The organism is Buttiauxella sp. A111, assembly GCF_014189855.1.
Classification (GTDB): domain Bacteria; phylum Pseudomonadota; class Gammaproteobacteria; order Enterobacterales; family Enterobacteriaceae; genus Buttiauxella; species Buttiauxella selenatireducens.
In genome coordinates this window covers 331,375-356,067 of record NZ_BJFN01000005.1, presented here as the reverse complement: position 1 = coordinate 356,067, position 24,693 = coordinate 331,375, and the positions used below count along the sequence as shown (strand labels likewise).

Sequence of the window (24,693 nt, the reverse complement as noted above, 5' to 3'; positions counted from 1 at the left end):
GACTGACTCCTTTTTTATGATTTCTGGAATACGCAGACTCCGTGCGCTGGACCATGCCATACAGCTAACACCACCGGGTTATCCTCACCGGCAAACGGAGGAATAGCACGCCACTCCCCTTCAGGTAGTACGATGTCAGCCACTTCTTCGGTAGCATTAATCGTGATGAGCCAACGTTCAGAAAGCTGGATTTGAAGGCGATGAATCCCGTTTTCCCACTCGTCAGTACTCAGAGGCTGAGCCTCTTTATTCCACCAACGGACATTGCCATCACCTTCCTCCCACCAGACGTTTTGCGTTAAAGCCGGAATCGTCTTGCGTAGATGAATCAATGCCGCGGTAAATGTGGTTAAGCCATCGTTACAGTGTTCCCAGTCAAGCCAGGTCAGTTGGTTGTCCTGACAATAGGCATTGTTGTTGCCGTGCTGGCTATGACCGTGTTCGTCACCCGCCAAAAGCATCGGCGTACCCTGAGAAAGCAGTAACAATGTCAGTAACGCGTGGACGCTGTCGCGCCGCCGTTCTTTGATAAAAAGCGAAGCTTCCAGCCCTTCGAAGCCGTAGTTATTACTGTAGTTATTGTTGGTGCCATCACGGTTGTCTTCACCGTTAGCTTCATTATGTTTTTGGTTGAAGCTGACACAATCGCGCAGCGTAAAGCCGTCGTGGGCAGTAATTAAATTGATGCTGGTAGATGGCTTGCGATCTCCACGACGATAGACATCGCTGGAGCCAGCAAAACGGCAAGCAAATCCCCCTAACGACAGATCCTGTCGTAACCAGAATCGCCGAATGCCATCGCGAAAATGATCGTTCCACTCGGCAAATAACGGCGGGAAGTTACCGACCTGATATCCACCCGCACCGATGTCCCACGGTTCCGCAATCAGCTTTACCTGCGACAAAACCGGATCGTTTTTGATCGCTTCAAAAAACGGAGCATCCTGACGGAATTCCGGTGTGCGTCCCATAACTGAGGCTAAATCGAAGCGAAAACCGTCGATATGGCAGCTATCGACCCAATAACGCAGGCAATCCATCATCTGAGCGACCACACCTGGCGTGCTCAAATTTAAGGTGTTACCGCAACCCGTCCAGTTCTGGTAATCACCGTTTTCCATTAACCAATAATAGCTACGGTTGTCGATTCCGCTCAGCGAGAGGGTTGGACCGTCGCGATCCAGTTCAGCACTGTGGTTGAGTACGATATCGAGGATCACCTCAATACCCGCCTCGTGCAGCGCTTTTACAGCGCCACGGAGTTCATTGGCGGCGGCCAGGGGATCTTGATTCACCGCGTAGTAGCCTTCAGCGGCGTACAACGAACGGGGGTTATAGCCCCAATAGTTGCTTAACCCTAAATGGGCGATACGCGGTTCGGTGACAAAATGCGCCACCGGCATCAGCTCCAGCGCCGTAATGCCCAGGCGTTTGAAGTAGTTGATCATCACCGGATGGCCGAGCGCGGCGTAGGTTCCGCGAAGTTCTTCAGGGATCTCCGGGTGAAGCAGCGTCAAGCCGCGAACGTTTGCTTCATAAATAACCGTATCGCCCCACGGGGTATGCGGCAGTTCGTCGTCTTCCCAGTCAAATTTATCCTGCACCACCACGCACTTCGCCATATGCGGGGCGCTGTCTTCGAGGTTCGGTTCATCGTAACCGCCGTGCAGATGGGGATGGTAGTCCGTCCCGCCTACCACCACGCGAGCACAAGGATCTAACAGCAGTTTCGCCGGGTTGAAACGATGCCCATTTTGCGGCTCCCACGGACCGTGTACACGGTAACCGTATTTCAGACCCGGTTTGGCGTTGGGCAAATACCCGTGCCAGATGTCGCCGGTTCGCACGGGTAAATCGTAACGTTGCTCGTGGCCGTGTTCGTCGAACACGCACAGTTCGACTTTATGGGCGTTGGCAGAAAACAGGGTGAAATTCACCCCTTTCCCGTCGTAGAACGAACCGTAGGGCGTGGAGTTCCCAGCGCTGAGTAGCGTCATTCCGCCTCCCGCACCAGCCAGAGGGTAGAAAGCGGTGGTAACGTCAGGCTCAACGAATGCTCTCTTCCATGGCTTGGGATCGCATCACTGTGAACCGACCCGCTATTTCCGGTATTGCTGCCGTGATAGTGCATGGAGTCAGTATTGAGCTCTTCGCGCCAGCGGCCTGGTTGGTTAATGCCGAATCGATAGTGGTAACGCGGCACGGGTGTAAAGTTGCTGGCGACAATGATTTCATTGCCCTTCGAATCGCGGCGCACGAAGATAAACACCGAGTTAACGTTGTCTTCAACCACCAGCCACTCGAAACCATAGCTGTCAAAATCCAGCTCATGCATTGCGGCATGATGGCGATATGTCCGGTTCAAATCGCGAACCAGCCGTTTCACGCCGTGGTGCCAGTTGTCGCCGCCTTCCAGCAAGTGCCAGTCGAGGCTGCTGTCGTGGTTCCACTCCCGCCCTTGAGCAAACTCGTTGCCCATAAACAGTAATTTCTTACCAGGGAACGCCCACATCCACCCGTAGTAAGCGCGCAGGTTGGCAAATTTTTGCCATGCGTCGCCCGGCATGCGGTCGAGAATAGATTTTTTACCGTGCACTACTTCATCATGCGACAACGGCAGTACGAAGTTTTCGGTGCTGTTGTACAGCATGCCGAAGGTCATTTTGTCGTGGTGATACTGGCGATGCACCGGATCGAGTTTCATGTAATCGAGCGTGTCGTGCATCCAGCCCAGATTCCATTTAAACCAGAACCCCAATCCGCCCATTGAAGCTGGGCGCGACACGCCTGCAAAGTCAGTCGACTCTTCCGCCATCGTCACCGCACCCGGCGTCTGCTCGCCAATAATGCGGTTGGTGTTACGCAGGAATTCGATGGCCTCGAGGTTTTCGCGCCCGCCTTTATCGTTCGGGATCCATTCGCCTGGCTGGCGGCTGTAATCGCGGTAAATCATCGACGCCACGGCATCAACGCGCAAGCCATCAATGCCGAAACGCTCAATCCAGTACAGCCCGTTGCCAACCAGATAGTTACTGACTTCACGCCGCCCATAGTTGTAAATCAGCGTGTTCCAGTCCTGGTGATAGCCTTCACGAGGGTCGCCGTGTTCGTACAAAGACGTGCCGTCGAATTTAGCAAGACCCGCGTCGTCTGTCGGGAAATGCCCAGGCACCCAGTCCAGCAGCACATTCAGGCCCGCTGCATGTGCGGCATTAATGAAATAGCGGAAGTCGTCGCGCGTGCCGAAGCGGCGCGTCGGCGCATACATCCCTTGTGGCTGGTAGCCCCAACTGCCATCGAACGGGTGTTCGTTAATCGGCAACAGTTCGAGGTGCGTAAAGCCCATCTCTTTCACGTACGGCACCAGTTGGTCTGCCAGTTCGCGATAGCTGAGCCAGAAATTATTGTCGGTATGACGACGCCAGGAACCGAGATGCACTTCGTAAATTGAAATCGGCTGATCAAAGCCATTGGCGCGTTGACGCGCAGGACTCAGCGTGGTTTTTTCAGGCAAACCGCAAATCAGCGACGCTGTTTCTGGACGCATTTGAGACTCAAACGCGTACGGGTCCGCCTTAAGACGCAAATGCCCTTCGGTATCAATCAGTTCGAATTTGTATAACTGCCCAGGATGAGCGCCGGGAATGAAAAGCTCCCAGATCCCGCTTTCGCGGCGTAAACGCATCGGGTGGCGACGGCCATCCCAATAGTTAAACTGGCCAACGACGGAGACACGGCGGGCATTGGGTGCCCAAACGGAGAAACGTGTGCCGGTAACGCCATCCATTGTATCGGCGTGAGCACCGAGTGTTTCGTAAGGACGCAAATGCGTGCCTTCGGACAATAACCAGCTATCCACTTCCTGGATTAACGGCCCAAAGCGGTATGGATCATCAATAAGATTTTCATGGCCATGCCACATGACAGCCAGCTGATAACGGAAAGGATTTTTACGGCGGGGGATAACCCCGCAAAAGAAACCACGTGAATCAATGCACTCTAACTTACCGACTTTACCTCCCGTTTTTGGTTCGATAACCCACACTTCAGTGGCGTCAGGTAACAGGGCACGAACTTCCAGCCCAGCTTCTGTTTTATGCATTCCCAGCAAGGAAAAAGGATCAGCAAAATGACCCGCAATTAGCGCATTTATCACGTCTTTTTCTGGATGAACAGACATGGATTTCGTCCTGTTTTTTTTGTCTCATCCCAGCGCTACGCTTACGCGCCCGGAGAACGTTATCATTGACCCAACAGGCAGCGTAAATGAACTCCTGTAAGCTGCTCCGCCCAACAACCCATCACGACAGTTATCACTGTCCTGAATAAAGCATAGCCAACGCGCTGTTTTACTCCCGATAAAATAAAAGAATGTCTTACATTCCATGTATGACGCGAAAAAAAAGGGGCTGCAATGCCCCTCTTGTAAATAAGTGTACTTATGCGAGCAGGCGCAACATTCTACGTAACGGTTCCGCAGCACCCCACAGAAGCTGATCACCCACGGTGAACGCTGAAAGGAATTCAGGACCCATGTTGAGTTTACGCAGACGGCCAACTGGCGTGGTCAATGTGCCGGTAACAGCCGCAGGGGTGAGTTCGCGCAGCGTGATGTCACGATCGTTTGGCACCACTTTTGCCCACTCGTTATGCCCGGCCAGCATCGCTTCAATGGTTGGCAGCGAGACATCTTTTTTCAGTTTGATGGTAAACGCCTGGCTGTGGCAGCGTAATGCGCCAACACGGACACACAGGCCATCAACCGGGATAATGCTGCCAGTATTCAGGATCTTGTTGGTTTCAGCCTGGCCTTTCCACTCTTCGCGGGTTTGGCCATTATCGAGCTGCTTGTCGATCCACGGGATCAGGCTTCCCGCCAATGGCACGCCAAAGTTATCCGTTGGCAGGCTGCCGCTACGGGTCAAATCAGTCACTTTGCGTTCGATATCCAGAATGGCGGAAGCAGGATCGGCCAGTTCAGCCGCAACGTGATTATGCAGTTGTCCCATCTGGCTTAGCAGTTCACGCATATGGCGCGCACCGCCGCCGGATGCCGCCTGGTAGGTCGCAACAGACACCCAGTCAACCAGGTCGTTTGCAAACAGGCCGCCGAGAGACATCAGCATCAGGCTGACCGTACAGTTGCCACCGACAAAGGTTTTCACGCCGTTGTTCAGACCTTCCTGAATAACGTGTTGGTTAATCGGGTCGAGGATAATAATCGCGTCATCTTTCATACGCAGAGAAGAAGCTGCGTCAATCCAGTAACCTTGCCAACCGCTTTCACGAAGCTTTGGATAGATTTCGTTGGTATAATCGCCGCCCTGGCAGGTAATGATAATGTCCAACGCCTTCAACGCTTCCAGGTCATATGCGTCTTGCAGCGTGCCATTGTTCTGGCCGGCAAAAGACGGGGCCGCGAGGCCTAACTGGGAAGTAGAGAAGAAAACCGGACGAATGGCGTCAAAATCACGCTCCTCAACCATGCGTTGCATGAGAACGGAACCGACCATACCGCGCCAACCGATAAAACCAACATTTTTCATAGCGACTAATCCTGCGGGGGTTTGCATTGTGTGCGTTAATTGGAATTACCGTCCACATTACAAAATGCTGTCAAAGTCGCAAGTGAAATTAATCAATGATACGCAACCTATTAGAAATACAGCTTATTAGAGACAACTATTCATGACCGAAATTATTTCTGCGGCAGTATTGTTAATCCTGATTATGGACCCGTTAGGTAATCTGCCGATCTTTATGTCAGTGCTCAAGCATACTGAACCGAAGCGTCGCCGGGCGATCATGATCCGCGAGCTGCTTATTGCTCTGATAATCATGCTGATTTTCTTATTCGCTGGGGAAAAAATCCTCGCATTTCTCAACCTGCGCACGGAAAGCGTCTCGATTTCCGGCGGGATAATTCTGTTCCTGATTGCGATTAAAATGATATTCCCAAGCCATGAAGGGAACGCCTCTGGCCTGCCTGCGGGTGAAGAACCGTTTATCGTGCCGCTGGCGATCCCGCTGGTTGCCGGGCCAACGCTACTGGCAACATTAATGCTGTTATCCCACCAGTATCCGAATCAGATGGGGCATTTAGTCATCGCGCTGTTGCTGGCATGGGGCGGAACCGTGGCGATTTTGCTGCAATCGTCGTTGTTCTTACGCTTGCTGGGCGAAAAAGGCGTGAACGCGCTGGAGCGCTTGATGGGTCTGGTATTGGTGATGCTGGCAACCCAAATGTTCCTCGATGGCCTTCGGGTGTGGATGAAGGGTTAAATTTATAAGCGCTGATTAAGTCCCCTCTCCCTCAGGGAGAGGGTTAGGGTGAGGGTGAAATACCCCCCTCATCCCAACCTCCCCCCAGAACGACAAAACCCCATTAAAGCTCGATAACCAACCCCGCCTCGCGCGAATCCGGCGTCACAACCACGCCAAACTCACCCGCCGCACTTTTACCTTGCTTCACGCCTTTCACGTTGCCGATATTGCGCAGACACAGCGTCCAGTCTTTCGCCTGCCCGTCGCCCTGCACCGTCAGCGTATTCCCTTCGCGCTTAACCTTCAGTGTATAAATCACCGAACCGTCTGCCGCCGGGACTTCGCAAATAGCTTCACGGCCATCATCCAGATTAAACAGCTGGAAAGTGGTGCCTTCATGCCATGCGTAATCCGGTTTTTGATCGTTGTTGCCCAACGCCAGCAGCGTGTTGTCACGCACATACACCGGCAAGCTCAGGAAATCATGCTGCTGTTTGTGCCAGCGGCTGCCCTGCGCTTCATGATTAGTGAGCAGATGCGTCCAGCGGCCTTCCGGCAAATAGAACTGCACATCACCCGCTTCACTGAACACAGGCGCAACCATCACCGAATCACCCAACATATACTGGCGGTCAAGATAATCGCAGCCCGGATCGTCCGGGAACTCCAGCATCATGGAACGCATCATCGGCGTACCGAATTCTGCGGCCTGCGCCGCCTGGCGGTACAGATACGGCATCATGCGCGATTTCAGTTGCGTGAAGTGGCGCACCACGTCGCAAGCTTCGTCATCATATGCCCAAGGCACACGGTAGGATTTGCTGCCATGCAGGCGGCTGTGGCTGGAGAGCAACCCGAACGCGCACCAGCGTTTGTAGACATGCGCAGGCGCGGTGTTTTCAAAACCGCCGATATCGTGGCTCCAGAAACCAAAACCGGACATCCCCAGCGACAACCCGCCGCGCAGGCTTTCCGCCATCGATTCATAGTTGGCGTAGCAGTCGCCGCCCCAGTGAACCGGGAATTGTTGTGCACCGACAGACGCTGAACGGGCGAACAGCACCGCTTCTTCGTCACCGAGTTCCTGCTTCAGCACATTCCACACCAGCTCGTTATAGATGAACGCGTAATGGTTGTGCATTTTCTGCGGGTCGGAGCCGTCATGCCAGACCACATCCGTTGGGATGCGCTCACCGAAATCGGTTTTGAAACAATCCACGCCCATGCGCACCAGGCGTTTCAGATGCCCTGCATACCATTCGCACGCCGCCGGATTGGTGAAATCAACAATCCCCTGCCCTGGCTGCCATTTATCCCACTGCCACACCGCGCCATTCGGGCGTTTGAGCAGATAACCTTTTTCCATTCCTTCACGGAACAGCGGGGATTTTTGGCCGATATACGGGTTAATCCACACACAGATTTTCAGGCCACGCGCTTTCAGGCGCTTCAACATCCCTTCCGGGTCGGGGAAGGTCACCGGGTCCCACTCAAAATCGCACCACTGGAAGGCCTTCATCCAGAAGCAGTCGAAGTGGAAAACGTGCAGCGGCAGATTGCGCTCGGCCATACCGTCGATAAAGCTGTTAACCGTCGCTTCATCGTAATTCGTCGTAAATGACGTGGTGAGCCATAAGCCAAACGACCACGCTGGCGGTAACGCCGGGCGGCCTGAGAAGCGGGTATAACGGTCGAGCACCGCTTTCGGCGTTGGGCCATCTATCACGAAGTATTCGAGGTATTCGCCTTCTACGCTGAACTGCACTTTGGAGACTTTTTCGGAGCCCACTTCAAAGGAGACACATTCCGGATGATTCACCAACACGCCGTAGCCGCGGTTAGTGAGATAGAACGGGATATTTTTGTAGGATTGCTCGGTACTGGTGCCGCCATCGCGGTTCCAGGTTTCCACCGTCTGGCCATTTTTCACCAGCGCGGTGAAACGTTCGCCGAGACCATAAACCGTTTCGCCCACGCCTAAATCCAGACGCTCAAACATGTGCGTATTGCCGTGGTTTGCGTCCTGCACGTAGCCGTTATTTTTGAACGCGCTACCGGTGATACGGACGCCGTCGCGCAGGAAATCCAGCGCCCAGTCGTTGCCCTTTGTGACTCGCACGCTCAGGTTGCCGCTTTTCAACTCAGCGTACTCAGCCGTGTTTTGCATCGTCACGTTCACGTCATTGAGCACATTCAGCGGATAATGCGGCCCGTTATTCACCGCGCCCTGGAAGTGCTCAATCCGCACCCCGACAATACCTTCCTGCGGCGAGAAGAAGCGCAGCGTAAACAGAGGCGTATCGAGCTGATTGCCACGTTCGCTGACATCCTTCGTCCCTGCATACACCACCATTTCGTTGCCATTCTGTTCCACGTCAAACACCTGAATCGGGTGAATCAACGTAAGTCCAGGCTGGATCAGCCAGTTACCGTCACTAATTTTCATTATGCAGTCCTTACAATGCTGGAATTTTTTGGAAACGGCGTTGACGCAGTGTTGATAACCCACCGGAGCGGTACGCCAGGCAAAAATGAGCGTGAAATTCAATATCAACGGTTGTAAAGCATCTGGCAGAGGGTCGGAATTCTAATTTCTGGTTATCAGATTACGTTTCTTGATAAGTGTGAGCGGAGTCGCTCTCTTCGCAGGCTAAGAGTCAAGGAGAGTCTGTTTTTCGTGCGGTTTGATTGATCTGGCTAATAGTTTCAGAGAAATCATAGGGGAAAGAGGAAAGCATTGTTTGGTAAGGGGGAAAAACTCGGTATACTGCGCACCGCCTCCATGTAGCAATCGAGGCTAGGAAGATCGTCGTCTCCGGTGAGGCGGCTGGACTTCAACTCCAGTTGGTGCCGCCAGCGGTGCCGGGCAGGTTCGACTCCTGTGATCTTCCGCCATTTTTTTACTTGATATAAAGTTGAGCTAAAAAAGAAATCGCCCCAAGTTATTCAGGAATGTCTTTGTATCTAAAAAGTATGCTGGATAAGCACTTCTAAGATCATTAATATCTGAAACTGAAACCATAGCTACTTCACAACCATTATTTTCGGCACAGTATTTTTCAGCTTCTTTGTACTTTTTAGCTGCGGCTTTATGGTTTTGTGATGTAAAGTTATTTATAGTTATCTGCTTAACATTTGTATCTACTATTATGATAAATAAGCCATCCGGATCTTCCTTTAGCTTTTCAGACTGTTCGATATGACTGATAAATTTATTATAAGCAGTCAAGTTTTCAAATACATTTAGCTTTTCACTAAGAACTTTTAATTCGGTTGAAATAGAATTATATCTCCCTATTATATTTCCAGATTCTATTCGATAGAATAAATCGGAAACCAATTGGAAAAAATACAACCAAGACTGATCTCCCTGTCCAGATTTTAGAGATTCTTTACGAAAAAGACCGACCATTTCTACTGCAGTCGCCCAACTATGTTGTATAGCTGTTCTTAACTGCATTTCTATACGTAAGCCATTCAATGATTCATGCTTGTCATTTTTAAATGAATAAATCATATGAAGACTTCTATACCCAGATTCTTTTACATTAATCATGTAATCATCTGTGCGAACTAATTCATGTTTAAATTTTAATTTTTTGATCTTTTTTTCAAGGCTATACACCTGTTCAATATTACTAAGAATAACCCGACAACCTCCCAAATCTTGCATTTTATGAAGTTTCATTTCGGGGAAGCGCTGTAGCTTATTAATTATTGATGGTAATCTTTTTATTCTGGAAGACATTAGCATTTTCTTATCAACGACCATAGCCTCCCTGCCAAGATAAAATTTCAATCTATTTAAAGGATATAAATGTAACATCCTCCATGCATGAAGTTTGTCTAAATCGCTATCATCCATAGTTTGATTGCTGGAGGCGCATAAAACAATCCTTTCCCCTGCACGACCTATTTCTTTTTTCGAAAAATCCAATGTATACATGCGCAATAGTAACCTGTAATGATAATAAGTCATGCATTGTAAAATTAACAAAAACTTGACTATATCTATCTAATTGATAATAAAAATTTCCAATTATGATAATTTTTCGATTACATTTAGTCTATTTTATAAGTGTGATGAATGTATCAAATCAGGGAAGAAAAAATATTGCATCCTTATATTAGATATGTACATGTAATTAATTAATTTTAATATTACTTTCCAACCGCTCCAACTCCTTCCTCCCAAGTGTCTTCAACCAATTCCCCAAACTCATTCCAGCATCCTTCGCTGCAACTTCAAATTGGGCTTTCAGCTCTGGTGTGATGCGGATCTGAAATGTCGGAGATTTACCTGCCACAGAGTGTTTTACATCCCTTTTCACAGTTGACATGTACGTACCCACAAGATTAGATTTAAGTGGTCAGGTGACACCCTACCATAAGGTCACCTGAAAAAAAACGCCCCCGAAAAGTATTACGAGTACCAGACGAGGGCTAACCACAAACGTTAATGGAGTTAACGATATGGCTAACACGAATACTACCACAACCAATCCCCCTGAAACCGCATACCCACAGCCAGTTATTGAATCGGCAATCACGACATTAATAAAAACCCCGCTCGGTGCCACGCACGATCTCTTCCAGGTGCTCGACGCTTGCCAGCACTATGTTGATGCGCTTGTTGAAAACGACGACAGCACCGAATGCATGGCGCTGTGTGGGCGTTTGCTCGCAGCATTCGAAGTGTTGAAAGTCGCACTAAAAGCACCATTGACAACGCATTTAATTGAGCGCCTGACGGTGGATGTGGCAGAACCCGATAATTATCGTGGTGCACTTTCTACCGATTCGGAAACCCTGCGTGAATACTGTGTAGCGCTAACCCTATTATTGTTGCAACGCCAGCAGTCGGCGGAGCAGGAAGAACATATCACCGGGTTGTTATTCGAGTTGGTTAACGTTCTGGTTGAGGATTTGAAAACGCCGCGTTTTGTTCGCACAGAAGGCGGGCTGACGATGATTAGCGGTGAAGCAGTGCCAGGCATTCACTGATTAATTAAGTGGGCGAGGTGGCCCATTTCGCCCAATTTTTCAGCCTTTTTTGTGTGCACAGCATGTGACATACTATGCCGCTAAAGTTTGCGCCGTATAAGCAAAAGAATCAGTCAGTTAGACTTACCTGGCGTAAATGAAAAGAAACAAAGGGTTGCGTGGTAACGTAGCCCTTTTTTAATGTCTGAAGATGCAGGCAACAGCAATGGAAGAGGTTTTTATGAATTGGGATGTGTTGAAGTGGTTGATTGGCATCTACTTTGGCTGTTTTTTTGGACTTCTCAAAGTCGCCTACTCAGACCCAAAATTTTATCTGGAATACATAGATAAAAAACTCACCTGGTTCTGTTACACCTGCATGATAGCGTTCAGCGCCTTCTGGTACGGGCTGTATGCGTGCAGAAGCTACACCGTAGATAACATAGATCTGATATCAGAACAGCTTTCCCATCTGGACAAAGAATACAGCTACGTCACTTCTTATCTTTTGGTCTTGATTATTGCGTCCTGTCTATCCTTCGCTGCCAGCATTTTGTTTATTGATATCGCGCGCAGGAAACAAGCTCATTTGAGCTCCTGAACCTCGCTTAGTCGCCGAGAAATCCTGAGCAAATTAAAAGCCCGTATGGTTAATCCACGCGGGCTTTTTGTATCTTGTCGTCGCTCCCCAAAAACCCTTCGTAATACACCTTAACAATCTGTCTTACTTTCAACGGGTAATATTCCTGCTCACTTTGAAAGGGATGCTTCTGTATGAATAAGTTGATGAAAATTTTGCTGTTAAGTGGCGTTGCGCTGTCTGCTACCGCTTGCTCAAGTGACTATGTGATGTCGACCAAAACTGGCGATATGATTGTGACGCAAGGGAAACCGCAGGTGGATAAAGACACTGGCCTTATCAGCTATACCGACCAGCAAGGCAACGAGCGCCAGATTAATGACGATCAAGTTGTGCAGATGATTAAGAAAAACTGATTTGCACGCTCAAACTGGCCAGTGCTAACTGGCTGGTACTCTTTTTCCCCTTCTCTTTTTTTTCCCGCGATAAATCCCCTGAAAGATTCCAATCTGGAAGGCATCTCGAAGAAATGAAAACTCACCAAATCAAAGCGTTAAATTTCGTTTTTGGGAGGCGTATGATTTGCGAACAAGGACGATTTAAATTTGAACTAAAATGATATATTAAGGTGATATATGGCAACGATGTTTGGAGAAATGATGGGACGAATTCTTCTCGATCTGTCGGACGAGGCAATTCAACGCCTTGATAGTCTTAAGCAGAAACGCAATTTACCGCGCGCTGAGCTGTTACGGGAAGCGGTAGAGGAGTATCTGGAAAGGCAGACTCAAACCAGTATCAAAGAAGCATTTGGTCTTTGGGGTGAAGAAGCACCCGATGGTTTGGAATACGAACGAAAACTTCGCGAGGAATGGTGAAGCTTATGCACTCAGCTGTTTTTGACACCAATATTTTGATCGATTACTTGAAAGGTCGCCCTGAGGCACAGGCAACTATCGAAAGTTACGGAAGTAAGCCTTCAATCAGTGTTGTGACCTGGATGGAAGTGATGGTCGGAGCAAAACATTATGCTCAGGAACAACAAACCAGGCATTTTCTTTCTCAGTTTGATGTTTTACAGATTGATTCAGCAGTATCAGAAAAAGCAGTGGAAGCACGTCGTCAATATGGAATAAAACTGCCAGACGCCATTATTTTAGCCACTACCCAAGTGAATTCGAAAACGCTGGTAACTCGGAATACTAAAGATTTTCAAAATGTTCCAGGCGTTATCGTGCCTTATTCGCTCTCATAAAAAACGGCCCATTTCTGAGCCGTTTGATAGTAACCAGATTGGAAACTACTCCCCTTCCCCAGGGAACAGGAACGGGTTGATGCTGCTGCGAGCAAAGCCTTCTTGCTCCATGCGCGCATCCAGCACCAGCGAGGCTAAATCGTCGGCCACGGCTTCCACATTGGCATCTTTTTCCTGATACAAAATCTTCAGGTAAGTGCCACAGTCGCCGCAGCTTTCCGCTTTAATCGCTGACTGTTCGCTGTCGAGCGACCAGTAGTTCAAATCGCGGGTTTGCTCGCAGTTGCTGCATTTGATTCGCACCACGTGCCATTCGGTTTCACACAGGTTGCAGTGCAAATAACGCAGGCCACTGGTGCCACCAATCTGCACGACGCTGGAAACCGGCATCGAACCGCACACCGGGCAGAACTGGCGTTGTTCGCCGTATTCTGCTTTAGCACGACCTGGAATCAGACTCGCCATTTGCGCCCAATAAAGTGATAACGCCGCCCAGATGAACGGGGCTTTGTCGCTACTCACCAGCGCAAAATCGGTGTTAAACAGCGCAGTGGCCATCTCTTCGAGTTCTTGCGTCGACGCTTTTTCCAGATTTTCGATAACCGCCAGTGCCTGGCCGCTCATTTCCGGTTTCAGCTCGGCAATCAGCGAATTAAGCAAACGCTGCCAGTGCGGGTCGCGTGGCAGAACGTGGATATCCAGCGGCGGCTTGCCCGTTTCAGATGATTTCTGAATCAGCGCCGTTAAATCCATTTCCAGTGGGTGGTCATACAGCACCACCTCCTGCGCATGGGCGATCAGTGCGGCAAAGCGCAGGTAGTCGCCCAACGGATTATCGGTTGCCAGTTCGCGCAGTCGTTCTGCTCGGCGGTTATAGAGATTTTTCAGCCGGGGGAACAACAACGGCGGAATCATCTCCGCCGTACGTTTCTCGCTCGAACCCAGCTGATCTTGCGGGATTATGCGAATACTCATTCCTGTCGTTTTTCCTGTTTCTGGCGAACTTCACGATACCATTTAGGATGGTGTTTCTTCGCCCAGGTCGTGGTAACCCAGCCTTCCACCATCGCAGTAATCGTGCCTTTCACCCAAAGGGCGGCGTAGATGTGGACCATAATAACCACAATCAGTGCCACTGCGGCAAATGAATGCACCATCAGGGCTACGCGGATCACCGGGATTGAGAATGCAGGCGCAAAGTAAGGACGCCAGATAATCACGCCACTCACCAGCAACAGCACCAGGAAGATAATCGCCGCCCAGAACACGCACTTCTGGCCGAAGTTATACCGCCCGGTATCACCTACTTCCTCGTTGACGACGATCTTACGAATATTCTTCGCCCAAAAGATATCATCCCGATTGATTAGATTGTGGTGCCAGTAACGGAAAAACATGATGATAAACGAGGCAAACATCACCACACCGACGAACGGGTGGAGGATGCGTGCCAGCTGCGGCGTGCCAAGAATGTTCATCAACCAGTTGAAGGATGGGAAGAAAAAGCCCAGTCCGCTGATTGCCGCCAGCATAAAGCAGAAGGCGGTAATCCAGTGGTTGATACGCTCAGGCGCGCTATAACGCTGAATAGTCACTTGTTTTTTCATGGCTTGCGCACCTCGTCATCGTCATGGTGCAGGTTATCGTCCTCTTCTTCGGCACGGTTCGGGCCGACCCCTACATAGTGGAATACACTGGCAGCAAAGGTCGCAGCAAAGCCGATAGCGGCCAGCGGCTTCCAGACGCCTTTCCAGAATTTCACCGTTGGGCTGATGGACGGATTCTCCGGCAGGCCGTGATACAACGTCGGCTTGTCCGCATGATGCAGCACATACATAACGTGTGTGCCACCAACGCCTTCAGGATCGTACAGACCGGCGTTGTCGTAACCGCGCGTTTTCAGCTCGCTCACACGCTCGCCCGCCAACGTTTTCATATCCTCTTTCGAACCGAAATGAATCGCGCCGGTTGGGCATGTTTTCACGCAAGCGGGCTCCTGACCGACGGTCACACGGTCTACACACAAAGTACATTTGTAGACGCGGTTGTCCTCCGGGTTCAGGCGCGGCACATCGAATGGGCAACCCGCGATGCAGTAACCACAGCCGATGCACTGTTCAGACTGAAAATCGACGATGCCATTGGCGTACTGAATGATTGCGCCTTCAGCCGGACACGCCTTCAGGCAGCCAGGATCCGCACAGTGCATACAGCCATCTTTGCGGATAAGCCATTCCAGCTTGTCGTTTTGCTCGACTTCCGAGAAGCGCATCACCGTCCACGATTTGGCGGTTAAATCCGCCGGATTATCGTAAACCCCAACGTTACTGCCGATTTCATCACGCAGATCGTTCCACTCCGAACACGCCACCTGACAGGCTTTACAGCCGATACAGGTGGTCACGTCGATAAGTTTTGCGACCTCTTGTTGATGATCCCGCGCCTGTGGCGCGGGTGTAATGCCGTTAGTAGCGGAACGACGGATGATGTCCTGAGATTGATAAGCCATAATTCGTCTCCGTTACACCTTTTCCACATTGACCAGGAACGCCTTAAATTCAGGCGTTTGCGTGTTGGCATCACCGACATATGGCGTCAGGGTGTTGGCGATAAAGCCTTTCTTCGCCACGCCTTCGTAACCCCAGTGAATCGGAATACCGATGGTGTCCACTTTCTGACCGTTAACATCCAGCTGGCGAATACGTTTGGTCACCACCGCTTTGGCCTTGATAAAGCCACGGTTAGACGAAACTTTCACCGTGTCACCGTGTGCAATACCGAGTGAATTCGCGAGCTTCTCGCCAATCTCAATAAACTGCTCTGGCTGCGCGATGGCGTTCAAAACCGCGTGTTTGGTCCAGTAGTGGAAGTGCTCGGTCAGACGATAAGTGGTGCCGACATACGGGAACTTGTCGTGTTTGCCCATCGCTTCCAGGTCACCTTTGAACACGCGCGCGGCTGGGTTAGAGACCACGTTCGGGTGCAGTGGGTTAGTACCGAGTGGCGTTTCAAACGGCTCGTAATGTTCCGGGAACGGCCCTTCTGCCATCTTGTCGATAGCGAACAGGCGCCCTAAACCTTCCGGCTGCATGATGAACGGCCCAACGTCAGTACCCGGTGCGGCAGTGCTGTAGTCGGCAATATCCGCACCGCTCCACTTCGCGCCATCCCAGGAAATCAGGCGGCGTTTTTCATCCCACGGTTTACCCTGCGGGTCAGCGGAAGCGCGGTTATACAGAATGCGACGGTTGAGCGGCCACGCCCAGGCCCAGCCCAGTGTGTTGCCTAAACCTGACGGATCGGCGTTATCACGTCGCGCCATCTGGTTGCCGTCTGGCGTCCAGCTACCGGCGAAAATCCAGCAGCCACTCGAGGTGGTGCCGTCATCGCGCAGTTGAGCAAACGAACTAAGCTGCTGACCTTTTTTCACCAGCACCGCGCCAGTTGCCGGGTCAGTCACATCCGCCAGCGCTTTACCGTTGCTTTCCATCGCCACTTCTTCTGGCGCTGGGTTATCTGGCGTCAGGTAATTCCAGCTCATGTTCAGCACTTGCTCAGGCAGCGCACCGCCCTCGGTCTGGTACATGTGGCGCAAGCGGCTAAAGATACCCGCGAGAATTTCGCCGTCGTTCAGCGCTTCTCCTGGGGCGTCCGCACCTTTCCAGTGCCACTGCAACCAGCGACCGGAGTTAACGATAGAACCGTTTTCTTCGGCAAAGCAGGTGGACGGTAAGCGGAACACTTCGGTCTGGATTTTCGACGGATCAACATCGTTCATCTCGCCGTGGTTTTGCCAGAAGTTCGAGGTTTCCGTGTTCAGCGGGTCGATGGTCACGAGGAATTTCAGCTTCGACAGTGACGCAATGACTTTGTTTTTGTTCGGGAACGAGGCGACAGGGTTGAAGCCCTGGCAGAGATAACCGTTCACCTTGCCCTGGTTCATCATCTCGAAATATTGCAGGACGTCGTAGCCTTTGTCCCACTTCGGCAACCAGTCATAACCCCAGCTATTTTCCGCTGTGGCTTTGTCGCCAAAGAAAGCTTTCATCATCGAAACGAAGAATTTCGGGTAGTTACCCCAGTAGTTTACCTGGCCTTCCAGCAACGGTTTTGGCGTGTTGGCGGCAAGATAGGTCTGGAGGTCGGGCTGTTTTTCATTCGGCAGCGTCATGTAGCCTGGCAGGCTTTGTGACAACAGGCCAAGGTCGGTCAAACCCTGAATATTGGAGTGACCACGCAGGGCGTTCACGCCGCCGCCAGCCATACCCATGTTGCCGAGTAGCAACTGAATCATCGCCATGGTGCGAATGTTTTGCGCGCCCACGGAGTGTTGCGTCCAGCCCAGCGCATACAGGAACGATGCGGTTTTGTTTTTGACGCTGGTTTCTGCGATGTATTCACACACCTTGATGAAGTCATCTTTAGGCGTGCCGCAAATATTGGACACCACGTCTGGCGTGTAGCGGGAAACGTGCTCTTTGAGCAGATTCCACACGCAACGCGGATGGCTGAGTGTCAGGTCGCGTTTCGCGAAACCTTTCTCATCCAGCTCATAGTTCCAGCTCGTTTTGTCGTATTTACGGTTTGCCGCGTCGTAGCCGGAGAACAGGCCGTCGTCGAAGCTATAATCCTCACGCACAATCAAATTGGCGTTGGTGTAGGCCTCAACGTATTCGCGGTTGAATTTATTGTTGTTGATCAGGTACAGCAGTACACCTGACAAGAAAGCAATGTCAGAGCCTGAGCGAATCGGGGTGTAGAAATCCGCCACCGAAGCGGTACGCGTAAAGCGCGGATCGATAACGATGAGCTTCGCGCCATTGTGAATTTTGGCTTCCATCGCCCAGCGGAATCCGACCGGATGCGCTTCTGCGGCGTTGCCACCCATCACAATCACGAGATCGGCGTTCTTGATATCAACCCAGTGGTTGGTCATCGCACCGCGACCAAATGTTGGAGCAAGACTTGCTACCGTTGGTCCGTGTCAGACACGCGCCTGGTTATCCACGGCTAACATGCCGAGGGCGCGGGTAAATTTCTGGGTTAAATAACCGGTTTCGTTACTGGAGGCTGATGCACACAACATACCGGTGGAAAGCCAACGGTTAACCGTGGTTCCCTGGTCGTTCTGCGCAATAAAGTTGGCATCACGGTCTTCTTTCATCAGTTTAGCGATACGGTCAAATGCCGTTTCCCAACTGATTTGTTCCCACTTATCCGAGCCTGGCGCGCGGTAAGACGGGAATTTAAGACGGCTTTCGCTGTGGATGAAATCCACCAGGCCTGCGCCTTTCGGGCAAAGCGCACCGCGGTTTACCGGATGGTCCGGATCGCCTTCAATATGGAAGATAGATGCTTTGGCATTTTTCGCTCCGTCACCGAGACTGTACATCAACAGCCCACAACCGACAGAACAGTATGTGCAGGTATTACGGGTTTCACGAGTACGCAGTAATTTATATTGCCGTGTTTCCGCAAGAGCAACGCCCGGGGCAAAACCCAGTGCCGCTGCTGTAGTCCCTGCCATACCGCCAGCACAGATCTTAAAGAACTGTCTTCTGCTGACCTGCATGGATGCTCCTTTTTTTCGACATTTTCACATGACTTATAGGTGTATTTTTTTGCGGTCTAAGCCGCAAAGGTTCACAATCAAACCCAAACTGGCAATAACCCTTAATCCTAAAGAGTTAGTGTTGCAAGAATACCACATTAGGATTAAGGCTGTTCCAATCAGGTTAAGACAAAGTGAACAAATCCAACCCAAATCAGGACAAAATTGTGAACGCCATCACTGGCGCGCGGACGATAGATCTGTGGCAGCGCCACGATTTACACCAGCCAAAAGGCGACTGGCTGGCTGAAGAAGTCCCAGTGGCTCTGGTTTACAATAGTATTTCGCATGTCGTTATGATGGCTTCGCCCAAAGATCTGGAGTCATTTGCATTGGGTTTTTCCTTATCAGAAGGAATTATAGATTCTCCTGCTGATATTTATGGCATGGATGTCATTTCGGTATGCAATGGACTGGAAGTGCAAATCGAGCTTTCCAGCCGCCGCTTTATGGGGCTGAAAGAACGCCGCCGCTCTCTTGCAGGGCGTACCGGTTGCGGCGTCTGTGGCGTCGAGCAACTCAATGATATTGGCCGCCCAATAACCCCCCTTCCGTTCACCCAAACCTTCGATTTGAACAAGCTTGATGCAGCCCTGACCCAGATGCGTGAATACCAGCCCGTCGGGCAACTCACCGGTTGTACGCACGCCGCACTTTGGCTTAATGAAAACGGCACGATTCTGGATGGCAAAGAAGATATTGGCCGCCATGTGGCGCTGGATAAACTGCTCGGCGTACGTTGCCGTGAAGGTTGGAATAACGGTGCGGTGCTAGTCTCCAGCCGCGCCAGCTATGAAATGGTGCAAAAATCGGCCCAATGCGGCGTCGAAATTTTGTTTGCCGTGTCTGCCGCAACCACGCTGGCCGTGGAAGTTGCGCAGCGCTGCAATCTGACGTTAATTGGCTTTAGCAAACCCGGTCGTGCGACGGTTTATACCCATCCGCAGCGGCTGTGTTAACGAGTTGTACATTCCGTTACTTACCGACACCAATCACTCACTGAACGTATTTGTTTGTTGGAATAAAGTTATTTCAACGGGCCAACAACCCATACATAAACAAATACGAGACTATCAAAATGAAAAAAGTATTAACTCTGATTGCTGTTGCTGTAATGGGTCTGTCTTCTGCTGCTTTCGCTGCTGAAACCACCGCAGCACCTGCTCCGGCAAAACACAGCACCACCACCGTACACCACAAAAAACACCATAAAGCAGCACCTGTAGCGCAGAAAGCGCAGGCTGCTAAAAAGCACCACAAAAAAGCAGCGACTCCAGTAGCACCTGCAGCCAAACCAGCGGTTAAACCAGCTGCATAACAGTGCAATGAGAACCCTCATTATTAAAAACACCCGGCTTGCCGGGTGTTTTTTTATCAAACCAGAACGGCTGCTAAAGCGTTATCGGTTTGAAATCATTCTCTTACTGGTCATTCTTTACGGAATGGTTGCAGCTAGCCTTTTTCTTTAATTTATTATCTTCGTAGCGTCACAAACTCCTCGTCATTTCTCAACCTGCTCATCACCGCGATTAAATACATTCTCCTGACCACATAATAATTTGATTCCATGGCTGAATCTGATGTTGGATAACATGGCGCTTACGAGTGTCACAAACTACGACAGTTCAGGAAAATTAAGGAATATGGCTATGTCAGTAAGAAGAAGAATGGAAGTCGGTGAATTGTACACAGACCACTGCGAAGGATTACCAGAAGAACGCCGTGCTGGAAAAGAGTTGGTCTATGACTACAACCTGACGCGCCCAGCGCAGGAAACTCGCCGCGCAGAATTGCTCAAGCAATTATTCGGTAGCGTGGGCGAAAATTGCTGGATTGAACCCCCTATTCGCGTGGCTTACGGCAGCCACACTCATATCGGCAATAACTTTTACGGCAACTTTAATTTCGTGGTGGTGGACGATGCCACCGTAACAATTGGCGATAACGTGATGGTTGCGCCAAACGTGACGATCTCCACCGCCGGACACCCGATCGACCCAGAAATCCGTATCACCGGACAGCAGTTTTCTTTACCGGTGACAATTGAAGACAACGTCTGGTTGGGAACAGGCGTTATTATCAACCCTGGTGTGACGATTGGCCGTAATAGCGTGATTGGCGCGGGCAGCGTGGTGACGAAATCTATTCCCGCAAACGTGGTTGCCGCGGGGGTGCCATGCCGGGTGCTGCGTGAAATTAATGAAGAGGACAAGCTGGCTTTTTCTCGCTAAGCCAGCCTGGTTTGTTGCCCTCTCTGATTCGAGAGGGCATTTGAAACAATCAAGACGCCGGGGATGCCACCAGTTTGCGAGTCTTACCATAAATAATGGTCAGCACCGCAGGGACGGTAAATGCGACGACTATCGCAAACACTTCATAAATCATTTTCGAATCTGGGCCACTAAACAAACCTAATTCGAAGACATTCAACACCGGCAGGAAGCTGTAGGTTTTCACGCCCAGCAAACCGGTAATCCCCCCGCCTAATGCCGCACCAATACAACCGAAGACAAACAGCATTCTATATTTCAGGTTCACGCCATAAAGTGCCGGTTCAGTGATACCAAAGAAGGCGGAAATTGAGGCAGAAATCGCAATTTGCTTATCTTTGAGGTTGCGGGCAATAAAGATAGCGCCAAATGCCGCGCCAAATTGCCCCATCACTGCTGACATAAACATCGCCATTATGGTGTCGTAACCGTTGACCTGAATGTTGATCAGCGCCAGCGGAATGATGCCGCAGTGCACGCCGAATACCACAAACAGTTGGCCGATACCTGCCAGTAATGCACCAGAAATCACCGGGCTTAAGTTGTAGAGCCATGCGTAACCGTTAGCAATGCCGACCCCAACGTAATCTGCAATTGGGCCAATTAACGTAAATACCACGAATCCACAAATAATCAGCGACAAGCATGGCACGAAGACAAAGGCGGCAAGTTCCGGGATGACCTTTTTCAGCCAGCGCTCCACATGGCTCAGGAACAGCACGGCAAATACTGCCGGGATCACCGCGCCACCGTAGATTTTAACGTTCAGCGCCAGGCCCATAATATGGAAGGCGCCGGGCACGCTGGCATCGGTTAATGGGAATATCATCGCGGCGGTTAGCGCCAGCGCGGTAAATTTATTGGTTTTAAAGCGCTCCGCTGCCGTGACCGCAATAAATAGTGGCAGCATGACAAACACGCCACTCGAAAGAGCATTAAACACGGTGAAAATATAGGAATGGGTATCCACCAGGTTCATGGTTTGCAGCAAAACCACAATGCCTTTGACCACGCCGACACCCGCCAACACGCCGATGTATGGCGTGAAAATAGCGGAAAGCGTTGCCAGCAAACGACTTGCCCATGAGCCTTGCGCGACTACGGGTTCGTTGGCGGCGGGCCTTTCGCCAAGGATTTCTTTAATTGCATTAAAGACTTGCTCGACCTTCGGCCCAATAACAATCTGGAATTGGCCTGGGTTGTCGACTAATTTCACCACTTCAGGAAGATGATATAAGGCTTCCTGATTCACTTTATTCTTATCTTTCAGAGTAAAACGTAAACGTGTTGCGCAATGAGTAATATGTTCAATGTTTTCGGATTCGCCAACGTGGTGAATAATCTGTTGGGCAAGATGACTGAAAGTAGCCATAGTGATTCCTTAATAACAGCGCTTATTTTTATTGCCCGATAGCGATATCAGGCAACGTTGTAGGGTGCAGGTTTAATTACGCGTAATCGCCTGGTTTTGTTTTACTTTTAACGGACACGCCAAAATCGGTAAAAATACGCTGTGGCAAATTATTACCTTTTGCTTCAGCAATATGATGCGCCAGAATCTGGAACGGAATCACCATTAATAATGGCGCAATGAAAATATCGACATCGGCATTAATGGCTAAGGTTCTGGCGTCGTCGCTTTCACCTAATTTCACGGTATAAATATAATCGGTATATTTTTGCTCATAGGCTTTTAGCAGCAATAAACGCTCGCGTGCTTCACCCGGTGTGTCGAGGAAAAATATACGGTGGTTGCCGTTCACTTCAAAATAAGGGCCGTGCATAAACGCTTCCAGCTCAACGCCCTGAGATGGCACGCGAATAGTTTCCGCAAACTTTGTCTCCATCTCTTTAATCACACCGACGCTCGGGCCGTAACCAATCGCGGTGAATCGTGGGGATGCCGTTAATTCATCTTTCCATTTTTCAAAGAAAACTTCAGCCGTATCAATAATTTCTGGAATAGATTCTACGGCGACGGCCAGTTTCGCTAACTCTTCGGCCTCCTGAGCTTCGTTAATCAGGCCGTTGTAGCGAGCGGTATAAACGCCCAACAGCATGAATTTGAAAATGGTCGCCACGTAGCCTTTGGTGACGTAGCCCACGCGTTCTTCACCAATTTCAATATCAATGGCGTGGTCAACGGTATTTGCCAGTTCACTGGTGAGTTTACTGGTCAATCCGTAGGTCGAAATCGGGAAACTTTTACGGATATGTTTTATCGCGTTGATGGTCGATGTGCTTTCGCCACTTTGCGAAACGCCCATCACTAAATCGGTTGAAGCATCCATTTTTTCGTAGTGCTGAAAGTGGAACGGTTCTTCCACGGTGACACGCACATTTGCCAGATTTTCAACGTAGTACTTCGCACTTTTGATGGCGTTGATACTGGAGCCCGTGGCTAAAACCAACCATGACCCCTTCCCTTTAATCTCTGGTAGATCATGTGGATAACGATCAAGCATGCCCGATAGTGTGGCTTGCTCTTCGTGAATGTATGTCATCATTGTCGGCTTCATTGGCCCTCCTGAAATCAAAACCTGAAAACGTTTTCAGGTTTTAGGCTAGAGGAGCCAGAGTGGGGTTGTCAATCCACTTTTCAGCAAATGTGGTGGGGATCAAAAAATATCGTGTGCGGGTGTTTTTACACTGTTTGAAGTCAGCAAAAAGCAAAGATGAATTAGCAGGATTCTCCTGGCATGAAGCTCACCTGGATTTTTTCAGGAACGGTAGACTTCGCTTCATCTCTCAGCAGAGTCATTAAAATCTGCATGACTGTTTTGCCGATCAATTCGTTATGATGGTTCACGGTAGTAATACGTGGGATGAAATATTCGCTACCGGGGAAATATTCGCAGCTCACAATAGCAATATCTTCTGGCACAGAAATCTGCCGATCTTTTAACGCTCTGATAGCGCCCTTTGCCACATGATCATTAATTGCCACAATCGCTTCGGGCAATTTTTCGCTTTGTGCCAGTAATTTTTCTATCGCTTCATAACCATGTTGCAGATAGAAGTTATTCAGCACAATATTATTATCATCAGCCTGTAGGCTGGCATTATTTAATGCATTACGGAAAGCATCAACACGCTGATGGGTAATATAAACGCTTTTTGAACCACCAATAAAACCGATATTCTTATACCCTTTACTTATCAGGTGATTAGTTGCGAGCGTGACACAACCTGATTGATCGCGCTCTACGCAAGAATAATCCACATCAGCCAGTTGCCGTCCTACAACAATAACCGGGATTGCTGAGCTGAGTTTTTTTAACTCTTGCAAGTACGAGTCGGGAACATTGTTATAGTCAATATTACCGCCAAGAATAATAACGCCATCGATCTGGCTATCGGTAATCGAATTGAAAATGTTCTCTTCAGGGATAATTTCACCTTGTGAAGAGGATTTATTAGCGGATTGCGTATCATAGAGCGTGACTTTATAACCTGCGCGCAAACTTTCATTTTCGATTTGAGCAACCAGCATCACAAAGTAAGGGTTACTAATATCAGATACCACAATGGCCAGCGTCTGCGTCTTTTTAGAAATCATGCCACGCGCTAACAAATTTGGACTAAATTGCTGTTCCTGAATAACTTTCTCGACACGAGCGCGGGTTTTATCCGACACCCAACTGTTGTTATTCAACACTCTGGAAACCGTGGCAATAGATACATTGGCCAGTTCAGCAATATCCTTGATTGTTAGCGGCTTTTTCATTTT

General features: G+C 49.9%; 22 protein-coding genes and 1 tRNA gene. 10 read left to right on the top strand and 13 right to left on the bottom strand.

What is annotated here, in order from left to right:
* Positions 1–14: 14 nt before the first annotated feature.
* From glgX to asd, 3 genes are all read right to left on the bottom strand, one after another.
* Positions 15–1,997, bottom strand: coding sequence for a glycogen debranching protein GlgX (gene glgX, locus BSPA111_RS16745; RefSeq protein ID WP_183272281.1), 1,983 nt, complete (start codon positions 1,995–1,997; stop codon positions 15–17).
* Positions 1,994–4,180, bottom strand: coding sequence for a 1,4-alpha-glucan branching enzyme (gene glgB / locus BSPA111_RS16740; RefSeq protein WP_183272280.1), 2,187 nt, complete (start codon positions 4,178–4,180; stop codon positions 1,994–1,996). Before glgB ends, glgX begins: the two co-directional genes overlap by 4 nt.
* A gap of 259 nt (positions 4,181–4,439) precedes the next feature.
* The gene (gene asd, locus BSPA111_RS16735; RefSeq protein WP_183272279.1) at positions 4,440–5,546 is read right to left on the bottom strand and encodes an aspartate-semialdehyde dehydrogenase; all 1,107 of its coding nucleotides are present in this window, start codon (positions 5,544–5,546) and stop codon (positions 4,440–4,442) included.
* A 142-nt stretch (positions 5,547–5,688) separates the two neighbouring features.
* Here asd and BSPA111_RS16730 point away from each other — a divergent pair, with 142 nt between their 5' ends.
* Positions 5,689–6,282 carry a YhgN family NAAT transporter gene (locus tag BSPA111_RS16730; protein WP_034499233.1) on the top strand — a complete coding sequence of 198 codons (594 nt, stop codon included), beginning with the start codon at positions 5,689–5,691 and terminating at the stop codon, positions 6,280–6,282.
* A gap of 103 nt (positions 6,283–6,385) precedes the next feature.
* On the opposite strand, the gene yicI is transcribed toward BSPA111_RS16730, so the two are convergent.
* Entirely contained in the window at positions 6,386–8,710 is a 2,325-nt protein-coding gene (yicI, locus tag BSPA111_RS16725; RefSeq protein WP_183272278.1) for an alpha-xylosidase, read from the bottom strand.
* Between the two features lie 354 nt (positions 8,711–9,064).
* Here yicI and BSPA111_RS16720 point away from each other — a divergent pair.
* Positions 9,065–9,159: transfer RNA gene (locus BSPA111_RS16720), tRNA-Sec, on the top strand.
* A 25-nt stretch (positions 9,160–9,184) separates the two neighbouring features.
* Here BSPA111_RS16720 and BSPA111_RS16715 read toward each other — a convergent pair.
* Positions 9,185–10,210: a hypothetical protein gene (locus tag BSPA111_RS16715; protein ID WP_183272277.1), complete on the bottom strand. Its 1,026-nt coding sequence runs from the start codon at positions 10,208–10,210 to the stop codon at positions 9,185–9,187.
* 199 nt (positions 10,211–10,409) lie between these two features.
* Positions 10,410–10,604: a toxin-antitoxin system HicB family antitoxin gene (locus tag BSPA111_RS16710; RefSeq protein ID WP_183272276.1), complete on the bottom strand. Its 195-nt coding sequence runs from the start codon at positions 10,602–10,604 to the stop codon at positions 10,410–10,412.
* A 133-nt stretch (positions 10,605–10,737) separates the two neighbouring features.
* On the opposite strand from BSPA111_RS16710, the gene BSPA111_RS16705 reads away from it, so the two are divergent.
* The 5 genes from BSPA111_RS16705 to BSPA111_RS16685 all read left to right on the top strand — a co-directional run bounded on the left by BSPA111_RS16705 (position 10,738) and on the right by BSPA111_RS16685 (position 13,082).
* Positions 10,738–11,268 (top strand): hypothetical protein, encoded by a 531-nt coding sequence (locus tag BSPA111_RS16705; RefSeq protein ID WP_183272275.1) that lies wholly within the window; start codon positions 10,738–10,740, stop codon positions 11,266–11,268.
* A 205-nt stretch (positions 11,269–11,473) separates the two neighbouring features.
* Complete coding sequence (locus BSPA111_RS16700) at positions 11,474–11,848, top strand: hypothetical protein (protein ID WP_183272274.1); 375 nt, start codon at positions 11,474–11,476, stop codon at positions 11,846–11,848.
* Positions 11,849–12,021: 173 nt separating this feature from the next.
* Positions 12,022–12,243 carry a YgdI/YgdR family lipoprotein gene (locus tag BSPA111_RS16695; protein WP_183272273.1) on the top strand — a complete coding sequence of 74 codons (222 nt, stop codon included), beginning with the start codon at positions 12,022–12,024 and terminating at the stop codon, positions 12,241–12,243.
* A 219-nt stretch (positions 12,244–12,462) separates the two neighbouring features.
* Positions 12,463–12,705, top strand: a complete 243-nt coding sequence (locus BSPA111_RS16690) for a CopG family transcriptional regulator (protein ID WP_183272272.1) — start codon at positions 12,463–12,465, stop codon at positions 12,703–12,705.
* 5 nt (positions 12,706–12,710) lie between these two features.
* Positions 12,711–13,082, top strand: coding sequence for a type II toxin-antitoxin system VapC family toxin (locus tag BSPA111_RS16685; protein WP_373925638.1), 372 nt, complete (start codon positions 12,711–12,713; stop codon positions 13,080–13,082).
* A 45-nt stretch (positions 13,083–13,127) separates the two neighbouring features.
* Here the strand turns inward: BSPA111_RS16685 and fdhE are convergent, their stop codons facing one another.
* From fdhE to fdnG, 4 genes are read right to left on the bottom strand one after another with little or no spacing between them, the layout of a single operon-like run.
* Complete coding sequence (fdhE, locus tag BSPA111_RS16680; protein WP_183272270.1) at positions 13,128–14,057, bottom strand: formate dehydrogenase accessory protein FdhE; 930 nt, start codon at positions 14,055–14,057, stop codon at positions 13,128–13,130.
* The gene (fdoI, locus tag BSPA111_RS16675) at positions 14,054–14,689 is read right to left on the bottom strand and encodes a formate dehydrogenase cytochrome b556 subunit (protein WP_183272269.1); all 636 of its coding nucleotides are present in this window, start codon (positions 14,687–14,689) and stop codon (positions 14,054–14,056) included. Before fdoI ends, fdhE begins: the two co-directional genes overlap by 4 nt.
* The gene (fdxH, locus tag BSPA111_RS16670; protein WP_183272268.1) at positions 14,686–15,591 is read right to left on the bottom strand and encodes a formate dehydrogenase subunit beta; all 906 of its coding nucleotides are present in this window, start codon (positions 15,589–15,591) and stop codon (positions 14,686–14,688) included. Before fdxH ends, fdoI begins: the two co-directional genes overlap by 4 nt.
* A gap of 12 nt (positions 15,592–15,603) precedes the next feature.
* Complete coding sequence (gene fdnG / locus BSPA111_RS16665; protein ID WP_183272267.1) at positions 15,604–18,654, bottom strand: formate dehydrogenase-N subunit alpha; 3,051 nt, start codon at positions 18,652–18,654, stop codon at positions 15,604–15,606.
* Positions 18,655–18,827: 173 nt separating this feature from the next.
* Here fdnG and fdhD point away from each other — a divergent pair, with 173 nt between their 5' ends.
* The 3 genes from fdhD (at position 18,828) to BSPA111_RS16650 (ending at position 20,924) form a co-directional block, all read left to right on the top strand.
* Positions 18,828–19,652, top strand: a complete 825-nt coding sequence (gene fdhD, locus BSPA111_RS16660) for a formate dehydrogenase accessory sulfurtransferase FdhD (RefSeq protein ID WP_183272266.1) — start codon at positions 18,828–18,830, stop codon at positions 19,650–19,652.
* Between the two features lie 119 nt (positions 19,653–19,771).
* The gene (asr, locus tag BSPA111_RS16655; protein ID WP_183272265.1) at positions 19,772–20,011 is read left to right on the top strand and encodes an acid resistance repetitive basic protein Asr; all 240 of its coding nucleotides are present in this window, start codon (positions 19,772–19,774) and stop codon (positions 20,009–20,011) included.
* A gap of 325 nt (positions 20,012–20,336) precedes the next feature.
* Positions 20,337–20,924 (top strand): maltose acetyltransferase domain-containing protein, encoded by a 588-nt coding sequence (locus BSPA111_RS16650; protein WP_373925637.1) that lies wholly within the window; start codon positions 20,337–20,339, stop codon positions 20,922–20,924.
* Positions 20,925–20,973: 49 nt separating this feature from the next.
* On the opposite strand, the gene BSPA111_RS16645 is transcribed toward BSPA111_RS16650, so the two are convergent.
* From BSPA111_RS16645 to BSPA111_RS16635, 3 genes are all read right to left on the bottom strand, one after another.
* Positions 20,974–22,335, bottom strand: a complete 1,362-nt coding sequence (locus BSPA111_RS16645) for a PTS transporter subunit EIIC (RefSeq protein WP_183272263.1) — start codon at positions 22,333–22,335, stop codon at positions 20,974–20,976.
* Positions 22,336–22,411: 76 nt separating this feature from the next.
* Positions 22,412–23,482 carry an SIS domain-containing protein gene (locus tag BSPA111_RS16640; RefSeq protein WP_183272262.1) on the bottom strand — a complete coding sequence of 357 codons (1,071 nt, stop codon included), beginning with the start codon at positions 23,480–23,482 and terminating at the stop codon, positions 22,412–22,414.
* Positions 23,483–23,643: 161 nt separating this feature from the next.
* Positions 23,644–24,690 carry a LacI family DNA-binding transcriptional regulator gene (locus BSPA111_RS16635; protein WP_183272261.1) on the bottom strand — a complete coding sequence of 349 codons (1,047 nt, stop codon included), beginning with the start codon at positions 24,688–24,690 and terminating at the stop codon, positions 23,644–23,646.
* Positions 24,691–24,693: the final 3 nt, after the last annotated feature.